This window comes from Serpentinimonas sp. SMBJO2, assembly GCF_056341105.1.
The window spans coordinates 13,165-32,798 of sequence record NZ_CP150628.1 but is presented as its reverse complement, the minus strand read 5'-3'; the positions used below and the strand labels follow the sequence as shown (position 1 = coordinate 32,798).

Annotated in this window: 18 protein-coding genes; 6 read left to right on the top strand and 12 right to left on the bottom strand. The window is 68.4% G+C overall.

The features are described from left to right. Positions 1 to 92 precede the first annotated feature (92 nt). From AAAZ40_RS00145 to AAAZ40_RS00135, 3 genes are read left to right on the top strand one after another with little or no spacing between them, the layout of a single operon-like run. On the top strand, positions 93 to 434 hold the full coding sequence (locus AAAZ40_RS00145; RefSeq protein ID WP_476660628.1) for an ArsR/SmtB family transcription factor: 342 nt from the start codon (positions 93 to 95) through the stop codon (positions 432 to 434). Further along, positions 427 to 942, top strand: a complete 516-nt coding sequence (locus tag AAAZ40_RS00140; RefSeq protein ID WP_476660627.1) for an arsenate reductase ArsC — start codon at positions 427 to 429, stop codon at positions 940 to 942. The genes AAAZ40_RS00145 and AAAZ40_RS00140 overlap by 8 nt, the downstream gene beginning before the upstream one ends. Positions 943 to 952: 10 nt before the next feature. Beyond that, entirely contained in the window at positions 953 to 1,666 is a 714-nt protein-coding gene (locus AAAZ40_RS00135) for an aquaporin (protein WP_476660626.1), read from the top strand. Between the two features lie 28 nt (positions 1,667 to 1,694). On the opposite strand, the gene AAAZ40_RS00130 is transcribed toward AAAZ40_RS00135, so the two are convergent. The 11 genes from AAAZ40_RS00130 to AAAZ40_RS00080 all read right to left on the bottom strand — a co-directional run bounded on the left by AAAZ40_RS00130 (position 1,695) and on the right by AAAZ40_RS00080 (position 12,490). Further along, positions 1,695 to 2,825 carry a pyridoxal-phosphate-dependent aminotransferase family protein gene (locus AAAZ40_RS00130; protein ID WP_476660625.1) on the bottom strand — a complete coding sequence of 377 codons (1,131 nt, stop codon included), beginning with the start codon at positions 2,823 to 2,825 and terminating at the stop codon, positions 1,695 to 1,697. A 38-nt stretch (positions 2,826 to 2,863) separates the two neighbouring features. Then, complete coding sequence (locus AAAZ40_RS00125; RefSeq protein ID WP_476660624.1) at positions 2,864 to 3,766, bottom strand: class I SAM-dependent methyltransferase; 903 nt, start codon at positions 3,764 to 3,766, stop codon at positions 2,864 to 2,866. After that, complete coding sequence (gene ubiD, locus AAAZ40_RS00120) at positions 3,763 to 5,247, bottom strand: 4-hydroxy-3-polyprenylbenzoate decarboxylase (RefSeq protein WP_476660623.1); 1,485 nt, start codon at positions 5,245 to 5,247, stop codon at positions 3,763 to 3,765. The genes AAAZ40_RS00125 and ubiD overlap by 4 nt, the downstream gene beginning before the upstream one ends. A 10-nt stretch (positions 5,248 to 5,257) precedes the next feature. Beyond that, positions 5,258 to 5,875 carry a UbiX family flavin prenyltransferase gene (locus AAAZ40_RS00115; RefSeq protein ID WP_476660622.1) on the bottom strand — a complete coding sequence of 206 codons (618 nt, stop codon included), beginning with the start codon at positions 5,873 to 5,875 and terminating at the stop codon, positions 5,258 to 5,260. Next, entirely contained in the window at positions 5,865 to 6,248 is a 384-nt protein-coding gene (locus AAAZ40_RS00110; protein WP_476463923.1) for a putative zinc-binding protein, read from the bottom strand. The genes AAAZ40_RS00115 and AAAZ40_RS00110 overlap by 11 nt, the downstream gene beginning before the upstream one ends. Next, a complete protein-coding gene (gene ubiT, locus AAAZ40_RS00105; RefSeq protein WP_476660621.1) occupies positions 6,248 to 6,799 on the bottom strand; it encodes a ubiquinone anaerobic biosynthesis accessory factor UbiT in 552 nt (183 codons plus the stop codon). Before ubiT ends, AAAZ40_RS00110 begins: the two co-directional genes overlap by 1 nt. Positions 6,800 to 6,913: 114 nt before the next feature. Then, the gene (locus AAAZ40_RS00100) at positions 6,914 to 7,870 is read right to left on the bottom strand and encodes a U32 family peptidase (protein ID WP_476660620.1); all 957 of its coding nucleotides are present in this window, start codon (positions 7,868 to 7,870) and stop codon (positions 6,914 to 6,916) included. Beyond that, on the bottom strand, positions 7,867 to 8,865 hold the full coding sequence (gene ubiU, locus AAAZ40_RS00095; protein WP_250960686.1) for a ubiquinone anaerobic biosynthesis protein UbiU: 999 nt from the start codon (positions 8,863 to 8,865) through the stop codon (positions 7,867 to 7,869). Before ubiU ends, AAAZ40_RS00100 begins: the two co-directional genes overlap by 4 nt. Before the next feature lie 80 nt (positions 8,866 to 8,945). Next, positions 8,946 to 10,073: a YbdK family carboxylate-amine ligase gene (locus tag AAAZ40_RS00090; RefSeq protein WP_476660619.1), complete on the bottom strand. Its 1,128-nt coding sequence runs from the start codon at positions 10,071 to 10,073 to the stop codon at positions 8,946 to 8,948. A 2-nt stretch (positions 10,074 to 10,075) separates the two neighbouring features. Next, positions 10,076 to 11,299 carry a cation:proton antiporter gene (locus AAAZ40_RS00085; protein WP_476660618.1) on the bottom strand — a complete coding sequence of 408 codons (1,224 nt, stop codon included), beginning with the start codon at positions 11,297 to 11,299 and terminating at the stop codon, positions 10,076 to 10,078. 66 nt (positions 11,300 to 11,365) lie between these two features. Continuing rightward, positions 11,366 to 12,490 (bottom strand): 3-deoxy-7-phosphoheptulonate synthase, encoded by a 1,125-nt coding sequence (locus tag AAAZ40_RS00080; protein ID WP_476660617.1) that lies wholly within the window; start codon positions 12,488 to 12,490, stop codon positions 11,366 to 11,368. A gap of 317 nt (positions 12,491 to 12,807) precedes the next feature. Between AAAZ40_RS00080 and AAAZ40_RS00075 the strand changes: the two genes are divergently transcribed. From AAAZ40_RS00075 to AAAZ40_RS00065, 3 genes are all read left to right on the top strand, one after another. After that, positions 12,808 to 14,778 carry an ABCB family ABC transporter ATP-binding protein/permease gene (locus AAAZ40_RS00075; RefSeq protein ID WP_476660616.1) on the top strand — a complete coding sequence of 657 codons (1,971 nt, stop codon included), beginning with the start codon at positions 12,808 to 12,810 and terminating at the stop codon, positions 14,776 to 14,778. Continuing rightward, positions 14,775 to 15,881: a dihydroorotase gene (gene pyrC, locus AAAZ40_RS00070; RefSeq protein WP_476660615.1), complete on the top strand. Its 1,107-nt coding sequence runs from the start codon at positions 14,775 to 14,777 to the stop codon at positions 15,879 to 15,881. Before AAAZ40_RS00075 ends, pyrC begins: the two co-directional genes overlap by 4 nt. Before the next feature lie 189 nt (positions 15,882 to 16,070). After that, positions 16,071 to 17,069 carry a sodium-dependent bicarbonate transport family permease gene (locus AAAZ40_RS00065; protein ID WP_476660614.1) on the top strand — a complete coding sequence of 333 codons (999 nt, stop codon included), beginning with the start codon at positions 16,071 to 16,073 and terminating at the stop codon, positions 17,067 to 17,069. Positions 17,070 to 17,082: 13 nt separating this feature from the next. Here AAAZ40_RS00065 and AAAZ40_RS00060 read toward each other — a convergent pair whose 3' ends face one another. Next, positions 17,083 to 19,608, bottom strand: coding sequence for an adenosylcobalamin-dependent ribonucleoside-diphosphate reductase (locus AAAZ40_RS00060; protein ID WP_476660613.1), 2,526 nt, complete (start codon positions 19,606 to 19,608; stop codon positions 17,083 to 17,085). Between the last annotated feature and the right edge of the window lie 26 nt (positions 19,609 to 19,634).

Sequence of the window (19,634 nt, the reverse complement as noted above, 5' to 3'; positions counted from 1 at the left end):
GCATGGGGCCGGACTGGAACCCGCAGCACCATCCCTTTCGGGCGTGTGGGCACAGCGTACGAGCACATCGACAATTCGACTACAATCGAATCATGGAAGACTCGCACGCAGCCTCCTGCTTTGCCGCGCTGGCGCACCCGGCGCGCTTGCGCGTTTTCCGCGCCCTGGTGGTGGCGGGTGCCGAGGGTCTGACGCCCGGTGTGCTGGCCCAGTCGCTGGCGCTGCCGGCGGCCACGCTCTCCTTTCATTTGAAGGAACTGATGCACACCGGCTTGGTGCACGCGCAGCGCAGCGGGCGCCACATCCATTACCGGGCCGCGCTCGAGCGCATGAACGCGCTGCTGAGCTACTTGAGCGAAAACTGTTGTCAGGGGCAGGGCTGTCTGGCCCCGTCCATTCTTTTGTGCCAGCTACCAGAACCGCAACATGACTAAACCCGACCCCAATCAGCCCCCCGTGCGGGTGCTTTTTTTGTGCACCCACAATTCCGCACGCAGCATCCTGGCCGAAGCCTGCCTGAACCACTGGGGACGCGGGCGCTGGCAGGCCTTTTCGGCTGGCAGCAGCCCGCGGCCGGGGCAACAGCCCCACGCGCTGGCGCTGGCGGCCTTGCAGGAGGCCGGCATCGGCACGGCGGGCTTGCGCAGCAAAAGCTGGGACGAGTTTGCCGGCCCCGAGGCGCAGCCGATGGATCTGATCATCACCGTGTGCGACAACGCCGCCGGCGAGGTCTGCCCGATCTGGCCTGGGCATCCGGCCACGGCGCATTGGGCGTATGCCGATCCGTCCGAGGGCGAGGGCAGCCCGGAGCAACGCCTGCAGCGTTTTCGCCGCACCTTGCAGGCCATCAGCGGCCGCATCCAGGCCCTGCTCGCTGCGCCACCGGCCGATCTCGAGGGCCAGCGGCTGGCGCAAACCGCGCGCCGCCTGGCGCAAGCATGAGCCGGCTGCCATGAGCGCGCATCCTGTGCCGCAGCGCTTGCTGGCGGAGTTCGTGGGCACGCTGCTGCTGGTGTGTGCGGTGGTGGGCTCGGGCATCATGGCGCAGCACTTGGCGGCAGGCAACGTGGCGCTGATGCTGCTGGCCAACACCGTGGCCACGGTGTGCATCCTGTACGTGCTGATTCAAACCCTGGGGCCGATCAGCGGCGCCCATTTCAACCCGGTGGTGACGGCGGTTTTTGGCGCCGCCAACGGCCTGTCCTGGAACCTGCGGCTGGCCTATGTGGTGGCGCAACTGAGCGGGGCCTTGGCCGGGGTGGTGCTGGCCAATCTGATGTTTGGGCACGCGCCGCTGGAGCTGGCGCAGAAGGTGCGCGGCGGGCCAGCGCTGTGGCTGGCCGAGGTGCTGGCCACGGCCGGGCTGGTGTTCGTGATCGGGCGCAGCTGCGCGCGCACGGCGCCGGCGCTGGTGGCGGTGTACATCGGCGCAGCGATGTGGTTCACGGCTTCGACTTCGCTGGCCAATCCGGCGGCGACTTTCGGACGCATGTTCAGCGACAGCTTCGCCGGGGTGGCGCCGGCCTCGTTCCCGGCGCTGGTGCTGGCGCAGGCGGCCGGCGGGCTGCTGGGGGCGTTGCTGCTCAGGGCGCTGCGCGCGCCGGCCCCTGCACCGGCCCCTGAACCAGTGCCGGCCGCACAGGGTGCGGTGCGCAGCAGCTCGTAGTGTGCCGTTGGTCCACGCGCCGCACCGCCTACAACCCGAGCCGATCAAGGGCCGCCGCCAGTTGCGCCACGCTGCGCTCGGGCTGCGCCAGTTTGTCGAGGCCAAAGAGGCCGATGCGAAAGGTGCGCCAGTCGGGGCCTTCGTCGCACATGAGGGGCACACCGGCGGCGCTCTGGATGCCGACGGCGCGGAACTCTTGCCCGTTGTGCAGCAGCGGGTCGCTGGTGTGGCTCACCACCACGCCGGGCGCCTGGTAGCCGGCTGTGGCGACGCTGCGCAGGCCGCGCGACTCGAACAGGGCGCGCACTTGCCGACCGAGCAGGTTTTGCTGCGCACGCGCGCGCTCGAAGCCAAAAGCCTGGGTTTCGAACATGACCTCGCGCAGCCGCACCAGCGCGTCGGTGGGCATGGTGCTGTGGTAGGTGTGGCCGCCGGCTTCGTAAGCCTGCATGACTTGCAGCCATTTTTTCAGGTCGCAGGCAAAGCTGCTGCTGCGCGTGCCCTCGATGGCGGCGCTGGCGCGTTCGCCCAGCACCACCATGGCGCAGGCGGGCGAGCCGCTCCAGCCTTTTTGCGGCGCGCTGATGAGCACATCGACGGCGCAGGCCTGCATGTCCACCCACAGCGCCCCCGAGGCGATGCAGTCGAGCACGAACAGGCCATCGACGGCGCGCACCGCTTCGCCGACGGCGCGCAGGTAGTCGTCGGGCAACAGCAGGCCGGCGGCGGTTTCGACGTGCGGGGCAAACACCACGGCCGGGCGCTCGCGCGCAATGGTGGCCAGCACCTCGTCGAGCGGGCACGGCTGCCAAGGTGCCTGCGGTTCATCGGCGCAGGGGCGGGCTTTGAGCACCAGTTCCTGCGCCGGGATGGCGCCCATCTCGAAAATCTGCGACCAGCGGTAGCTGAACCAGCCGTTGCGCAGCACCAGCACCTTGCGCCCACCGGCAAACTGGCGCGCCACCGCTTCCATGCCAAAGGTGCCGCTGCCCGGCACCAGCGCGGTGGCGTGGCCGTTATAGACCTGTTTGAGCAGGGCCGAGATATCGACCATCACGCGCTGGAAGCGCTGAGACATGTGATTCAGGGCGCGGTCGGTATAGACGACCGAGAACTCGAGCAGGCCGTCGGGGTCGATTTGGGGCAGCAAAGCGGGCATTGGGGCTCCTGTCCTGAAAAAGGGGGGGCGTTTGGAGCTTAGCACGCGGCGTCGAGTTGCTGAGCAGATGCCTGTGCGGCTGCGGTGGCATGCTCGGGCGCCGGCACGCCGAAGCGCTGCTGCAACGGCGGCAGGTTGAACTGCTCCAGCACCTGCTGCAGCCGCTGGCGCGCCTGGGCGCGTGGCGGGCCGACTTTGCGCGCCAAAATCAGTTCGTTTTTCAGTGAATGCTCCCAGCCCACCAGTTCGGTCACCGTGACCTGGTAGCCATGGGCCTCGAGCTGCAGGCAGCGCAGCACGTTGGTCAGGTGGCTGCCAAACTCGCGCGTGTGCAGCGCGTGACGCCAGAGTTCGCTCAACGGCGCGCGCGGCTGGGGCGCAGCCGCCGACAGGCCCTTGTACTGGCGCAAGGCGGCGGCCACTTCGGCCTGGCAGCACGGCACCAGCACCAGGTGTTGCGCCCGGTGCGCCAGCGCAAAGGCGATGGCGTCGTCGGTGGCGGTGTCGCAGGCGTGCAGGGCGGTGACCACATCGACCACCGGCGCCAGCTCGGCCTGCAGCGCCTGCTGCACCGTGGCGGCGACAAAGCCCATGCGCGCAAAGCCCAGCCGCTGCGCCAGCGCCTGCGCGCTGTGCACCAGTTCGGCGCGCGCCTCGACGCCGATCACCCGGCCCTGGCTGCGGGCCTTGAAAAAGCGGTCGTAGAGCAGAAAACCCAAATAAGACTTGCCGCAACCGTGATCGACCAGCGTCACGTCGCCGCGCCGCTGCAGCACGTCGAGCAGCAGCGGTTCGATGAAGTGCAGCAGATGCTGCACCTGCTTGAGCTTGCGCCGGCTGTCTTGGTTCAGGCGGCCGTCGCGCGTAACAATGTGCAGGTGCTGCAGCAGCTCGATCGACTGCCCGCTCAGCAGCGGGTCGGGGGGGTGGGACGGGCTCATAAGCCCAGCGATTGTGCCAGCGCGTCCATGCGCTGGGTTACCGCGGGGCTCATGTGGATGCTGCGGCCCCATTCGCGCGTGGTTTCGCCGGGCCATTTGTGGGTCGCATCCAGCCCCATCTTGCTGCCCAGGCCGCTGACGGGCGAGGCAAAGTCGAGGTAATCGATCGGGGTTTGTTCCACCAGCATGCAGTCGCGCGCCGGGTCCATGCGCGTGGTGAGGGCCCAGACCACCTCGCGCCAGTCGCGCACGTCGATGTCGTCATCGACGACGACGATAAACTTGGTGTACATGAACTGGCGCAAATGGCTCCAGATGCCCATCATCACCCGCCGCGCGTGGCCGGCATACGCCTTGCGGATGCTGACCAGCGCCAGGCGGTAGCTGCAGCCCTCGGGCGGGAGATAAAAATCCACCACCTCGGGCAGGGCGCGTTGTAGCAGCGGGATGAAGAGCTCGTTGAGCGCCTGCCCGAGCACGGCCGGCTCGTCGGGCGGCTTGCCGGTGTAGGTCGAGTGGTAGATCGGCGCCGTGCGCTGGGTCAGGCGCTGCACCGTGAACACCGGGAACTCGGCGCGTTCGTTGTAGTAGCCGGTGTGGTCGCCATAGGGGCCTTCGAGCGCGTGCTGCCAGCCGCTGGGGTGCTGCGCGTCGGGCAGGATATGGCCTTCGAGCACGATTTCGGCTTGCGCCGGCACCTGCAGCGGCACGCCGATGGCGGGCGCGACTTCGGTGCGCGCACCGCGCAGCAGGCCGGCAAATTGGTATTCCGAGAGCGCGTCGGGCACCGGTGTCACGGCACCGAGCAGGGTCGCCGGGTCGGCGCCGATGGCCACGGCCAAGGGGAAGGGCTGGCCCGGATGCAAGCGGCAGTGGTCGCGAAAATCGAGCGCGCCGCCACGGTGTGCCAGCCAGCGCATGATGAGCTGGTTGCGCCCGAGCAGCTGCTGGCGGTAAATGCCCAGGTTCTGACGCGGCTTGTGCGGCCCGCGCGTGATCACCAGGCCCCAGGTCAGCAGCGGGGCCACGTCGTCGGGCCAGCAGTGCTGTATGGGCAACTGCTGCAGATCGACGTCGGGGCCCTCGAACTGCACCTGTTGGCACGGCGGGCGTTGCAGCACCTGGGGCCGCATGCGCCAGAGCGCGCGCGCCATGGCCGCCAGCTGGGGGGCGTCGCGCAGGCCGCGTGGGGCCTCGGGCTCTTTGAGCTGGGCCAAGAGCTGGCCAAACTGGCGCAGCCCCGCCACCGATTCCAGGCCGCAGGCGCGCGCCACCCGCGCCGGGGTGCCAAACAGGTTGGCCAGCACCGGCATCGGGTAGCCGCTCGGGTGTTCAAACAACAGCGCCGGGCCGCCGGCGCGCAACACCCGGTCGCACAGCGCCGTCATTTCGAGCTGGGGTGAGACCGGCGCGGCGATGCGGCGCAACTCGCCCGCCGCTTCGAGCTGGCCCATGAAGTCGCGCAGGTCGCGGTAGGGCATGGTGGTGTTTTTAAATTCCGGTGTGGCTAGGGGCCGCGCTGCCGAGCCCGGTCCAGCGCTGGGCGCGTGGGTGCGCCAGCCCGAGCAAGTCGAGCACGCGCATCAGGCTGGCGTCCACCAGATCCTCGATGCTGCGCGGGTGCTGATAAAAAGCCGGCATGGGCGGGCAGATGATGCCGCCCATCTCGGTGACTTGGAGCATGTGGCGCAGGTGGCCCAAGTGCAGCGGCGCTTCGCGCGGCAGCAGGATCAGGCGCCGGCGCTCTTTGAGCATGACGTCGGCGGCGCGCACGATCAGGTTGTCGGCCAAGCTGAGGGCGATCGCTGCCAGGCTGCGCATCGAGCACGGGGCCACCACCATGCCGTGGCAGCGAAAGGAGCCGCTGGCGGGCGCGGCCCCGATGTGGTGCACGTCGTGCAGTTGCGCCACCGCTGCGCGCACATCGTCTGGCCCGAGGTCCAGCTCGTGCTGCAGGGTCAGCCAGCCGGCATCGGAGACCAGCGCATGAACCTCGAGCGCGGGCAGTTCGCGCAGCAGTTGCAGCAGCCGCCAGCCATACACGGCGCCGCTGGCCCCGGTGATGGCCACCAGCAGGCGCTGCACGTCGGGCCGGGCCTCAGGCTGCATGGGGCTGCAGGTGCTCCAAGCCGCGCCGCACCCGGTAGAGCACGGCTTCGGCCTGCTCGGGGTCGAAGTCTTCGTGGCGGCGTTTGCGCACGCCGTAAATCTGCAGCTGATGGTGTTGCGTCGGCTCGATGCCGTGGCGGCGCAGGCAGTGCGCGGCGCAAGACAGTGGGCAGCCGTCGAGCACGACGATCGGGCGCCGCGCGTGGGCGAGCTTGAGCAGCGAGGGCACGTCGCCGCCGACGCCGGCAATGCACGACATCTCGGCCACGCCGCTGCGATCGAGCCGCAGCGCCACGTGGTTGGCCAGTTGCGCGGCGCTCGAACAGCCCGAGCAAGCGTAGATCAAGGGCTTGGGTTTGGAGTTGGGTGCCATTATTGGGCCTGTTCGTGGGGTGCGGGGCGGGATGGGGCGCGCGGTGGCGGTGGGGCTGTGGCACCACAGGCATCGAGGCGCTGGCGCAGCCGCTGCAGCAGCGCCGGGGGCGTCCAGTCCGCGTGCCCAAACAGCGGCCAGTCGAGCGCATCGAGCGCGTTCTTGACCACCAGCCCGAGTTCGGTGTCGCCCTGCAGCGACAGGCGGCGGCTGAAAAACAGCGTGTCCGGGTCGTCTAGGCGCTGGGCCAGCCGCAACAGGTCGCAGGCGTCGGCGCTCAGGGTCAGGTCGGGCTCGGGTTGTGGCGCACAGGGCAGAAACAGGCTGCGTTGCCAAGCGAAGTCAAAGCGCAGACCGGCGTCGCGCACTTGGATGCAAAAACGCTTGCCCTGCATGTGCGCGGCGACGTCGGGCGGCAACTGGCGCGCCAGCACCGCGTTCAAACCCAGCACCAGCAGCAGCGAGCCGGGGTAGCGCGGCAGCCGGGACAAGACGGCCGCCAGCGGGGCCGGAACGCGCGGGCGCGCAGCGGGTGCCAAGCTGGGGTTCATATGCAGTCGTTCATCCGTTGAGGTAGAGCAAAAGGGCCACGAAGTGGCAGGCGCTGCCAGCGGGCACCCACAGGTGCCGGATGCTGTGCAAGCGTTCGGCCCAGGCACATGGGCTCAGCTCCGGGCCCAGGGGGTGGTGGCGACACGCGCCAGGCCGGGCTGGCCATGCCAGTAGCCGTTGCAGTCGGCGCTGGGCAGCAGCTCGAGCAGGGCGTTGCGTGCCGCAGGCGCATCGAGCTGGCCGCAGCGCACGGCGTGGTACAGGTCGATCACCTCGGTCGTGTGCAGCGCCTGCGGGACGATGCGCGCCACCTCCACGCCCAGCGCCACCAGATCGGCCCAGCAGTCGATCAGGCTGTGCACTTGCGCCGACTGGGTTTGCAGGCCGTTGAGCACCAAAAACTCGCTCTGCTCGCGCGTGCGCAGCAGCAGGCCCTCGGGGTGTTCGAGGCAGCGAAACTGGCAATCGTCTTTGGGCAGGCGGTGGTGCCGGGCGGTGAAGCAGCGCGCCGAAAAGGCCAGCGGCAGGCGGCCGTGCACCAGCACCTCGGTCTGCAGCGCCGCCGGTCGGCGCGCTTGCAGCAGCGCCAAATCCTCGCGCCGCAGTTCGAGCGCCGCCACCCAGCGCTTGGCGCCTAGGGCGGCGATCCACTCCAGCGCCGGGCCGTTGTAGAGGTTGAGGTGCGGCCCAGCGACGAAAGGCAGCCCAGCAGCCGACAGCACGCCGACCGCGCCCATGTCGTTGGCCTCGACCTCGAACTCGCCATTGGCCACCACGCGCTGCATGGCGCTGACTTCGGAGCCCGATTCGAGCAGCACCTGGGTGGACAGCAGCACCGTCTTGCCGCTCGAGCGCAGCAGCCGCGCGAGCTCGATCCAGTCGCTCAAACGCAGCTCGTGGCGGCGCGAGCACACGGTCTCGCCCAGATAGACCAGATCGACGGGCGTGGCGGCGATGGCGGCGTAGAAATCAAACACCTGCGCGCGCGGCCAGTAGTAGGGCAGGGGTGCCAGCGCCAGCGCTGGGGCGGTGGCCGCAACGGTGTTCGGGGCCAAGGCGGTGGCGCTCATTTCCAGGCCCTCTGATAAGCACCCAAGGTGTGTTGCTGGCCTTCGGCCACGGCGTCGAGCGCGGCCAGCCACTCGCCCCGCGGGCGGTAATGCTGCGGCTGGGCCTTGCAGGCGTCGATGGCGGCGCGCCAGACTTGGGTCACCTGCGCCACGTAGGCCGGGCTGCGCTGGCGGCCCTCGATCTTGATGGCGCGCACCCCCATCTGCAGCAGTTGCGGCAGCAGGCTCAGGGTGTTGAGGCTGGTGGGCTCTTCGATGGCGTAGTCGTGGGCGCGCTCGGCGACGTCGAAGCGGCCCTTGCACAGGGTCGGGTAGCCGGCGTTTTCGTCTGGGGCATAGCGGTCGATCAGCACCCCGCCCAGGCGCGCTTCCAGGCCAGAGGGCGTTTCGTGCCAGCGCACCGCCTTGGCCGGCGAGCACACGCCGTGGGTGTTGGGCGACTCGCCGGTGACAAAGGACGACAGCGCGCAGCGGCCCTCGACCATCACGCACAGGCTGCCAAAACCGAAGACCTCGATCTCGACCGGGGTCTTTTGCACCACTTGGCGCACCTGTTCGAGCGCCAGCACGCGCGGCAGCACGGCGCGCACGATGCCAAACTGGCGCTGGTAAAAGTTGATGGCCTCGAAGTTGGTGGCCGAGCCCTGCACCGACAAGTGCAGGCGCAGCCCCGGGTGGCGCTGGCAGGCGTAGCGCAGCAGCCCCGGGTCGGCGAGGATGACGGCATCGACCCCCAGCGTGACGGCCTGATCCAGCGCCTGCTGCCAGCGCTCGGGCTGCGCCGCCTGCGCGTAGGTGTTGATGGCCAGGTACACTTGGCAGCCGCGCGCGTGCGCGTAGGCCAAGCCGCTGGTCAAGGCCGGCGGGTCGAAGTTCAGGCCGGCGAAGTTGCGCGCATTGGTGGCGTCGCGCAGCCCCAGATAGACCGCGTTGGCACCGTGGTCCACGGCTTGCTTGAGCGCGGCCAAGCTACCGGCAGGGCAGATCAAATCCATGCCAGCCACTATACCCCCAGCGCAGGCTGCACAGCGGGGGTAGTAGTGCCTCAGGACGATAGGCCTAGGGGATGATGCCGCTACCGTGGCCCCAAGCGCAGGGCATCGACGGCAGCGCGCACCACGGCCTGGACGTTGCCGTTGGCGCCAAAGCTGCGCCGCAGATAGGTGGCGTGGTTGCCGTCGCGGCCGGCTACGCGCTCGATCTCGTCCAAGCCGGCTTGCGACTCCAGCGCTTGGGCATGCGGGGCCAGCCGGCGCAGCGTGGCCAAGATGTCTTCCCGGATGCTGATGGGCTCGCGCGTCTTGGGGTGCACCAGCAAACCGTCGAGCCCAAAGCGGCAGGCCTGAAAACGGTTGTAGGTGTAAACCAAGTAATCGTCTTCGGCTGGCGGCTCCTCGAGCCGATGCAAGAGGTGGCGGCACAGGGTTTGCAAATAGGCCGCCAAGGCGGCGGCGCGCTCGACCGTCAGCGGCGTGTCGCAGACGCGCAACTCGATGGTGCCGTATTCGGGCTTGGGCCGGATGTCCCAGTAAAAATCTTTCATCGAGCGCACCACGCCGGTCGATTCCATTTTGCTGAAATAGCCTTCGCTGAACTCGTCCCAGCGCAGCACGAAAGGGGCGCGGCCGCTGAGCGGGAAGGCAAAGACCGAGTTCAGGCGCGCCGAATCGAACAAGGTGTCCACCCCTTGCGAGTAGGGCGATGAGGCCGACAAAGCGATGAAATGCGGCACAAAGCGGTTGAGCGAGTGCAGCAAAAACAAAGCCTCGTCGGCCGACTCGCAGCCGATGTGGACGTGCTGGCCAAAAATCGTGAACTGCTTGGCCAGGTAGCCGTACAGGTTGGAGAGCTGCGCGAAGCGCGGGCGCGCAAAGATGCGCTGCTCGAACCAGCGCTGAAACGGGTGGGTGCCGCCGCCTGCGATGTCGAGGTTGAGCCGGTCGCAGCCCTGCACCAGCGCATCGCGCATGGCGTGCAGCTGCGTCAGCAAGCCGGTGTGGTCGGTGTGGATGCCGGTGGCCACTTCGATCATGCTCTGCGTCATCTCGGGCGTGACCGTGCCCGGGAAGGGCTTGCGCGCGAGCAGTTCGAGCAGGTCGTCGGCGCTGCTCGAGAGGTCGTGGTCGTAGGTATTGACGAGCTGCAGCTCGAGCTCGACGCCCATGGTCAGGGCGTGACTGGCTTTGAAGGCTTCGAGTCCCATGGTCAGCCTCGGGGTGGGGTTGCAGGGTGATCGGTCGCTGCGGTCACGTGGGTCTCGCGGGCGGCTTTCAGGCAGAGCTGGGTCACCCAGGGCCCAAACAGGCCCAGGATCACCATCAGCGCCGCCATGGCGGCAAAGGCGCCTTGGGCGGGTTCGAAGCCGTACAGGCGCGTCTGTTCGAGCAGCAGCACGAAAAAGGCCGACAGCGGCACCAGCGCCAAGCCGCTGAGCAGCCCTTTGCGCAGGGTGATGCCGCTGATGCGGGCCACGGCCAGGCTGCTGGCGGTTTTGCTCAACAGGCGCAGGCCCAGCAGGACCAAGGCGATCCAGATCGATGACCAGACGTCGGCCCAGACGATCAGCGAGCCCACATAGACGAACAAAAACACGCCCAGCAACTCACCGATGGAGCCAAAGCCGCGCTGCGCGTTGGTGAGCTGAATGCGGCGCTCGCGCGCCACGATGCCAAACACCAGCGCCGCCAGCAGCGGCGACAGCATCAGCGCGTAGGCGGCTGTGGTCAGCAGCAACACGGCGAGCGCAAACACCACCGACAGGCTCTGGCTGTGAGCGGCCACGCGGCGCAGCAGCCAAGGAATGGCCACACCGATGGCGGCTCCAAGGGCGACCGATACCGCCAGCGCATAGACGCTGCCGATGGCGGCGGCCTGCCAGTCGCCCACGGCGCGCACGTGCCACAGGCCCACCACCAGCTTGACCAGCAACACCGCCACCAGGCAATTGATGGCGCACCAGTGCATGATGCGTTCGGTCACTTGGCCGGCGGCGCGGCTTTCGTGGGCCACGCGCAGCAACACCGCCGGCGAGGTCGAAACCGCCAGCGCCGCCAGAATCAGCCGCACCTCGAGGCTGAGCGCGAACCAGCCGGTGGCCCAGAACACCACGGCAAAAGTCAGGGCCGACTCGCCCAAACCCAGCAACAGCACCCAAGGGTTGTGGCGCAGCCAGCGCAGGTTGATGCGGTAGCCGAGCTCGAACAGGATCAGCGCCAAGACCAGGTTGGCCAGAAACGCCAGACCGGTGACGGCGGCGGTCAGGCCGTGCAGGTTCAGCCAGCCGCCCAGCAGGCCGACGGCAAAGTAGGTGCTCACGCGCGGCACGCGCCAGAGCGTGTGCAGGCGTTCGCCGGCCAGCCAGGCCAGCAGCAAGGCCAGCGGCCAACCCATGGCCTGTACGAAGAAGGGCAGTTCTTGTAGCTGGATCAAAGTCATGCTCCTTGCTGTCAGGCAATAGGTGGTGAGCGATCGCCGGGCGGTGCGGCGCCAGCGGGCTTAAGTCTGCTGGCGTCGCGCCGACACGGCATCGGCCAGCCGTTGCAGCAGGCCGACGGTGTCGTCCCAGCCGATGCAGGCGTCGGTGATGCTCTGACCGTAGGCGAGCTTGCCGACTTCGTCCTGGCCGGGCGTGAACTTCTGCGCCCCGGCGCACAGGTGGCTTTCGACCATCACGCCCATGAGGTTGCGCGATCCGGCAGCGATCTGCTGCCCGATGTCGGCGGCCACTTCGAGCTGGCGCTGGTGCTGTTTGCTGCTGTTGGCGTGGCTGCAGTCTATCATCAGACGCGGCGTGAGTTTGGCGGCGGCCAATTCGGCGCAGGCGGTGGCCACGCTGGCGGCGTCGTAGTTGGGCGCCTTGCCACCGCGCAAAATCAGGTGGCAGTCGGGGTTGCCCTTGGTCTGCACGATCGCCACCTGGCCGTTTTTGTGCACCGACAGGAAGTGGTGCCCGCGCGCCGCGGCCAGAATGGCGTCGCTGGCGATGCGGATGTTGCCGTCGGTGCCGTTCTTGAAGCCGATGGGCGCGCTCAGACCCGAGGCCAGCTCGCGGTGCACCTGGCTTTCGGTGGTGCGGGCACCGATCGCGCCCCAGCTGATGAGGTCGCCGATGTACTGCGGGCTGATGACGTCGAGGAACTCGCTGCCGGCGGGCAGGCCGAGGCGGTTGATGTCGATCAGCAGCTGGCGCGCGATGCGCAGGCCTTCGTCGATGCGAAAGCTGCCGTCCAGGTAGGGGTCGTTGATCAGGCCTTTCCAGCCGACGGTGGTGCGCGGTTTTTCGAAATACACGCGCATCACGATCTCGAGTTGCTCGCGGTGCCGCTCACGCAGCGGCTGCAGGCGCCGGGCGTAGTCGAGCGCGGCGGCGGGGTCGTGGATCGAGCACGGGCCGACCACCACCAGCAGCCGCTCGTCCTGCCCTTGCACGATGCGGTGGATGTTGCGCCGCGTCTGGCCGATGAGTTGCTCGACCGCGGTGCCACGGATGGGGAAGAAGCGGATCAGGTGTTCGGGCGGCGGCAGCACGGTGATGTCCTCGATGCGTTGGTCGTCGGTCAGGCTGGTGCGATCGATCGGGTGCGTGTGCCAGTAGTCGGCGGGGGCGGTGCTCATGGTCATACTCCTTGAACGGGTGGGGTGGATGCGAAAGGGAGGTGTTGCTTGGGGACGAGGGCAAAAAAAAACCGCCGGAGGGTTTCCGACGGTTTTTTGGGCGCCTGCGGCCGCTTTCATGGGGCCGCACTCATCGCTCTCTGCCGTCGGTGACGCGTGAGAACCAAAAGCGGGCAAAATAAAAGCATGCGGCTTGCATGGGCGACAATGTAGCACATTTGCAGTGCCCCGGCCGGCCGCCTTCGCATCCCCCCGCGCGCTCCCTGGCGCTGCCGGCGCCTGCCCAGACACGGGCTGGCAAAGCGGGTAGAGTGCCCACCCTGATGAGACCCAGCCCCCCAGCCACCGCCGCCGCGGTCACCGACAGCCCCGGCCCCAGCCCCAGCGCTGACGCAGCCCCCGCCGCGTCCGGCGTGACAACGCCTGCCCCCGCAGCCCACGCCAACTGGTCGGCCCTGCGGCGCCTGCTGCCCTACCTGTGGCAGTACCGCTGGCGGGTGGCGGCGGCGCTGGCCTTCATGGTGGCGGCCAAGCTGGCCACGGTCTCGGTGCCGCTGCTGCTCAAAGAGCTGGTGGATACCTTGGCCCCGCCCGGTGGGCCAAACCGGCTCGGGCTGCCCGAGGCCGGGGTGGCGCTGGTGGTGCTGCCGCTGGGGCTGCTGCTGGCCTACGGGGCGCTGCGCTTTTGTACCTCGCTCTTTACCGAGCTGCGCGAACTGGTTTTTGCCAAGGCCACCGAGGGCGCCACCCGCGCCATCGCCTTGCAGGTGTTTGGCCACCTGCACGAGCTGAGCCTGCGCTTTCATCTGCAGCGCCAAACCGGTGGCCTGACGCGCGACATCGAGCGCGGCGTGCGCGGCGTGCAGTCGCTGGTCTCGTACCTGCTCTACAGCATCGTGCCCACGATGCTCGAAGTCACGCTGGTGCTGCTGCTGCTGGGTTGGAAGTTCGACCTCTGGTTTGTCTGGATCACGCTCGCCGCGCTGGTGCTGTACGTGTTTTTCACGCTGCGCGTGACCGAGTGGCGCATGGAGCTGCGCCGCCACATGAACGAGGCCGAGTCGCTCAGCCAAAGCCGCGCCATCGACTCCTTGCTCAACTACGAGACCGTGAAGTACTTTGGCAACGAGCGCTTCGAGGCGCAGCGCTACGACGCGGCGCTGGAGGGCTTGCAGCGCACCCGGCTCAAAACCCAAGCCACCCTGTCGCTGCTCAACGCCGGGCAGCAGCTCATCATTGCGCTGGCGCTGGTGGCCATGCTCTGGCGCGCCACCGAGGGCGTGCTGGCCGGGCGCATGACCCTGGGCGACCTGGTGATGATCAACGCCTTCATGATCCAGCTCTACATCCCGCTCAATTTTCTGGGTGTGCTGTACCGCGAGATCCGCCAAGGCCTGATCGACGTCGAGCGCCTGTTCGCGCTGCTCGACAGCCAGCGCGAGATCGCCGACCGCCCCGGCGCGGTCGAGCTGCAGCTGCAGCAGGCGCCCGAGATCCGCTTCGAGGACGTGCACTTTGGCTACGAGCGCGAGCGCGAGATTTTGCGCGGCCTGAGCTTCACCATCCCGGCCGGGCAGACGGTGGCCGTGGTGGGGCCGTCGGGGGCGGGCAAATCGACGCTGGCGCGGCTGCTGTACCGTTTTTATGAGGTCGGGCAGCCGGGGCAGGGGCCAGAGGCGGGTGGGCGCATCACCATCGACGGGCAAGATCTGCGCCACTGCACCCAGGCCAGCCTGCGCCGCGCCATCGGCATCGTGCCGCAGGACACGGTGCTGTTCAACGACAGCATCGAATACAACATCCTGTACGGCCGCCCCGATGCCGGGCCCGAGGAGGCACGGCGCGCGGCGCAGGCGGCGCACATCCACGACTTCATCAGCGCCCTGCCGCAGGGCTACCAGACCCGGGTGGGCGAGCGCGGGCTCAAGCTCTCGGGCGGCGAAAAGCAGCGCGTGGCCATTGCCCGCACCCTGCTCAAAGACCCGCCGATCCTGATTTTCGACGAGGCCACGTCGGCGCTGGACTCGGCCAACGAGCGCGCCATCCAGGCCGAGTTGCGCCAAGTGGCGCGCAACAAGACCACGCTGGTGATCGCGCACCGGCTCTCGACCGTGGTCGATGCGCACCAGATTCTGGTGCTGGAGCAGGGCCGGATCGTCGAGCGCGGCCGCCACGCCGACTTGCTCGCGGCTGCGGGCCGCTACGCGCAGATGTGGGCGCTGCAGCACCACGGCGCCAGCGCGAGCGATCCGCCCGAGCCACGCGCGCTCGAAGCTGCGACAATTCCGCCATGACCGACGCCGCTGCCCCAACCCCTGTTGCCACCGCTGCTTCCGCGGCGGCCTCACCCGCGACCCTGACGCTGACCCGCCCCGACGACTGGCACTTGCACGTGCGCGACGGTGCGGCCTTGCAGGCGGTGCTGGGGCATTCGGCGGCGCAGTTTGGGCGTGCCATGATCATGCCCAACCTGAACCCGCCGGTGCGCAACTTGGCTGACGCGCAAGCCTACCGCGAGCGCATTCTGGCCGCTTTGCCGCCTCGGGCGCGCTTTGAGCCGCTCATGACCCTGTACCTGACCGACCAGACCACGCCCGAAGACGTGGCCGCCGCCCACGCCAGCGGCATCGTCTACGGGGTGGGCGAGGCCTTTCTGGTGGGGGCGACGACCAACTCGGCTTTTGGCGTGAGCGATTTTGCGCGCTGCGACGCGGTGTTCGACACCATGCAAGAGATCGGCCTGCCGCTGCTGCTGCACGGCGAGGTGACGGACCCGACCGTGGACATTTTCGACCGCGAGCGCGTGTTCATCGACGAGCAACTGACGCGCATCGTGGCGCGCTTTCCGCGCCTGAAGGTGGTGCTGGAGCACATCACCACGCGCGAGGCGGTGCAGTTCGTGAGCCAGGCTGGGCCGCAGGTGGCGGCGACCATCACCGCGCACCATCTGCTCTACAGCCGCAACGCGATTTTCAGCGGCGGCTTGCGCCCGCACTACTACTGCCTGCCGGTGCTCAAGCGCGAGCAGCACCGGCTGGCCTTGCTCGAAGCCGCGACCAGCGGCAACCCGAAGTTCTTCCTCGGTACCGACAGCGCGCCGCACGCCGCGCACCTCAAGGAGCACGCCAGCGCCTGCGCCGGTTGCTACACCGCGCACGCTGCGCTCGAGCTCTACGCCGAGGCGTTCGAGTCGGTGGGGGCGCTGGAGCGGCTGGAGGGCTTTGCCAGCTTTTTTGGGGCCGATTTTTATGGCTTGCCGCGCAACACCGAGCGCGTCACGCTGCGGCGCGAGCGCTGGAGCGTGCCCGAGTCTTACCCTTTTGGTGCTGCTGCGCTCAAGCCGCTGCGCGCTGGCGAGGTGTTGGGCTGGCGGCTCGACAGCGACGCAGCGGGCTGAGGGGGCTGAGGGGGCGGCCGCAGCCGCGTGGCACAGGCGGGGCAAGGCCCGACATCGTGCGGCGCAGGCAACGGCTCAGGCCACGATGTAAATTTAGCTTTAACTGAATGCAGGGCGACGCGAGTTTTAATTTACTGAATTCGGGAACTTGGCTACGCTTGCAGCATTGTTTGCCGCCGCCTAGTCATTATGCAAAACCTGTTCGATCCAGCCATTCTGTATTTTGTTTTTGGGGTGTTCGTGGGCTTGGTGCGCTCCAACCTCGAAATCCCGCCCGCGATCTCCAAGTTCCTTTCGCTCTATCTGCTGATGGCCATCGGCCTCAAGGGCGGCTTTGCCATGGCCGCTTCGGGCTTCTCTGCCGGCGTGCTGGCGGCGTTGGGGGCGGCGCTGCTGTTGGCTTTTCTGGTGCCGGCGCTGGGTTACGCGCTGCTCAAAAACCGCATCTCGCGTTTCGACGCGGCGGCGGTGGCGGCCTCCTACGGTTCGGTCAGCGCCGTCACCTTCGTGGCCGGCACCCAGTTTCTCAAGGGTGCCGGGATCGACTTCGGGGGCCACATGATGGTGGCGCTGGTGATCATGGAGTCGCCCGCCATCATCATGGCGGTGCTGCTGGCCAGCGCCGCGCGCCACCACGCTCAGACCACGGCGGCGGCCAGCGGCGGTGCGGTGCGGGCGTTGCCGGCTCCGTCGGTGCCGCCGCTGGGCAAAATCCTGCACGAATCGTTCACCGACGGCGCGCATCTGGTGTTGCTCGGTTCGCTGGCCATTGGTTTCATCAGCGGCAGCGCCGGCGAGGCGATGCTCAAACCCTTCGCCGGCGACCTGTTCAAAGGCATGCTGGCCTTCTTTTTGCTGGACATGGGGATGATGGTGGCGCGCAACTTCAAGCAGGCACGGCAAGCGCCCAAGGTGCTGATCGCCTACGCCAGCTGCGGGCCGCTGGTGCACGCCGGCATCGCGCTGGCACTGGCCTGGTTGCTGCAACTGCCGCTGGGCGATGCGGTGCTGCTCATGATCTTGGCCGCCAGCGCCTCGTACATCGTGGTGCCGGCGGTGGTGCGCTACGCCATCCCCGAGGCCAACCCGGCGCTCTACTTCGGGCTCAGCCTTGGGGTGACGTTTCCGATCAACATCCTGATCGGCATCCCGCTTTACGCCTTGCTGGCGCAGCGGTTGCTGGGTTGAGCCGCGCGCCGCCTCAGCCGCACAACCCGACGTGGCCGCAGGCGGTGCAGTAGTCGCAGCCGTCGCGCCGGATCATGGCGTGGGCGCCGCACTCGGGGCATTTCTTGCCCGCCATCAGGCCCGGGCCGCTGGGTGCGGCGGCCGGTTCGGGTTCGGGGTCGGCCTCGGGCTCGGGCAGCGCCAGACTGAGCTGGTCGGCGTTCAGGTTGCGCCGGGCGCGCAGCTCCAGGATGTTCTGGATCGCGTAGGCGATCGCCGCCACTTCGGAGTCGTGCCATAGCGGCACCTGGGTGCCGTCTTCCTTGATCTTGTGGCCGTGGCGCACTGGGCCGCGGTCCCAGGCGACTTTGCGCATGTCGCTCAGCGCGCGCTCCAGAAAACCGCCGCGCGCCGCCAGCGACAGCAGGCGCATGCTGGCCGTGATCCATTGCTGCGATTCGCCGTACTGCCCCACTGGCATGAAAAACTCGATGGCGCGATCGACGTGGCCCGAGCCATCGGGGCGCGGCAGCGGCAGGAACGAGACGATCAGGTACAGGCGTTTGTGGCCTTCGTGGGTCCAGTACTCGATTTTTTCGGCCACGGCGTCGAGCGCGCCCTTGGGGCGGCTCTCGATCACGGCGCGCATCGGGTCGGCCAAGGCGGCGGGCGCGGGCGCGGCGGCTGGGGCTGGGGTGGCGGCAGCCGGGCTTTCCGGCAGGGTTTCGAGCACCGCACCCAGGATGGCGTTGGGGCGGTAGGTGGCCAAGCCCTTGAGGCCGGCGCGCCAGGCGTGCAGGTACAGGTCCTTGAAGTCGGCGTAGGGGTAATCGGCGGCGACGTTGACGGTTTTGGAGATCGCGGTGTCCACAAAGGGCTGCACCGCCTCCATCATGGCGATGTGGTCGTGTGCGCTCATCTCGAGCGCGTTGACGAAGCAGTCGGGCAGCTGGCGCGTGTCGTGGCCGAGCGCGCGGTACAGGCGCCAGGCGTGGTCTTGCACCTCGTATTCGCTGCGGCTGCCGTCGGCTTCGCGCTTTTTGCGCAGATAAGTCCAGGAGAAAGCCGGTTCGATGCCGTTGGAGGCGTTGTCGGCAAAAGCCAGGCTGACGGTGCCGGTCGGGGCGATGGACAGCAGGTGGCTGTTGCGGATGCCGTGGGCGCGGATGCTGGCTTGAATGTCGGCCGGCAGGCGGCTGGCGAAGCTGCCGGCCTCGAGGTAGCGCTCGGCGTCAAACAGCGCAAAGGCGCCTTTCTCGCGCGCCAGTTCGACCGAGGCGCGGTAGGCGGCGTCGCGCATGCAGGCGGCAATTTCGCGCGCCATCTCGCGCCCGGCGGCGCTGTCGTAGCGCAGCCCCAGCAGCACCAAGGTGTCGCCCAGGCCGGTAAAGCCGACGCCGATGCGGCGCTTGGCCTGCGCCTCGCGCTGCTGCTGCGGCAGCGGCCAGTGCGTGAGGTCGAGCACATTGTCGAGCGCGCGCACCTGCACGGCCACGCATTGGGCAAAGCGCTCGAAGTCGAAGCGCGCCGTGCCGCCGTGGCCAAAGGGATGCAGCACGAAGCGCGGCAGAATCACCGGCCCCAGGTCGCAGCAGCCGTAGGGCGGCAAGGGCTGCTCGCCGCAAGGGTTGGTGGCCTCGATGCTTTCGCAGTAGCGCAGGTTGTTGTCGCGCGCAATCTGGTCCAGGAACAGGATGCCGGGCTCGGCAAAGTCGTAGGCCGAGCGCATGATGGTGTCCCACAACTGGCGCGCGGGCAGTTGGCGATAGACCCACAGGCCATCGGCGCGTTGCTGGGCGCCTGCCGCCACCTGGTCGGCGCCGGGAGTGGCCGGGTGCACCAAGTCCCAGGGGCGGTCGTGCAGCACCGCTTCGATGAAGGCGTCGCTCACGCCCACCGAGACGTTGAAGTTGTTCCAGCGCCCCGGCGTGCGCTTGGCGGTGATGAACTCGAGCACGTCCGGGTGGTCGATGCGCAGCACGCCCATCTGCGCGCCGCGGCGCGCGCCGGCGCTCTCTACCGTGGCGCAGGACTGGTCAAAGACGTTGATGTAGCTGCAGGGCCCGCTGGCGGTCGAGGCCGTGCCCTTGACGCGCGCGCCCTTGGGCCGGATGCGCGAAAAATCGTAACCCACACCGCCACCGCGGCGCATGGTCTCGGCGGCTTCGCGCAGCGCCTCGTAGATGCCGGGGTAGCCGGCGTCGTCCAGGCCCTGGATGCAGTCGCCCACGGGCTGGACGAAGCAGTTGATCAGGGTGGCGCTGATGCCGCTGCCGGCCGCGCTCATGATGCGCCCGGCGCCGATGCCGCCGGCAGCGAGGTTGCGCCTGAACAGCGCCTCGAACTCGGAGCGGCGCTCGGGTGCCTCGACGCTGGCGAGCGCGCGCGCCAGGCGGTCGTAGAGATCGTCGGCGCTGCGCTCGTCGCCCTTGAGGTATTTCTCGCGCAGCACGTCGAGGCTGATCGGTTGCGGCGGCAGGTCGGGCAGCGCGTCAGCGCGGGGAGCGGGGCTGGAAGGGGATGCGGAAGCGGAAGGGGGGGTAGAAGTGGGGGCGGTCATAAGGGCAGCGTCAGTCGGGCTGCGGC